Here is a 237-nt window from a genome sequence, read left to right as displayed (position 1 = left end):
AGCCAGCACGCTGCTTTAGTAGTTTCAATAAATTATGCGGATCACGGTGCGTCCAATCACTAAGTAAAATGACATGGTCTTCTGCGATAGGGTGACGTTCTCGTCCTTTAGCCTCAACGACGATAGCACCGCGCATACCGGTCTGTTCTTGAAAGCCCGTGTGCGAGTGATACCAATAAGTACCCGATTGCTTGAGTTTGAATTTATAAGTAAACGTACTATTGGCAGGAATACCAT

The 237-nt window shown here is 45.1% G+C and carries 1 protein-coding gene; it reads right to left on the bottom strand.

Going from position 1 to position 237, the window contains the following annotated elements; all coding sequences use genetic code 11:
• Positions 1-237 (bottom strand): multicopper oxidase domain-containing protein (locus AAEZ05_RS30135; protein ID WP_350650330.1); only part of this gene is annotated, 237 nt, incomplete at both ends.

Source organism: Pseudomonas sp. HY13-MNA-CIBAN-0226 (genome assembly GCF_040310305.1).
GTDB classification, from domain to species: Bacteria; Pseudomonadota; Gammaproteobacteria; order Pseudomonadales; family Pseudomonadaceae; genus Aquipseudomonas; species Aquipseudomonas gregormendelii.
The sequence above is the reverse complement of the archived record's forward strand: the minus strand, read 5'-3'. Positions and strand labels throughout refer to the sequence as shown.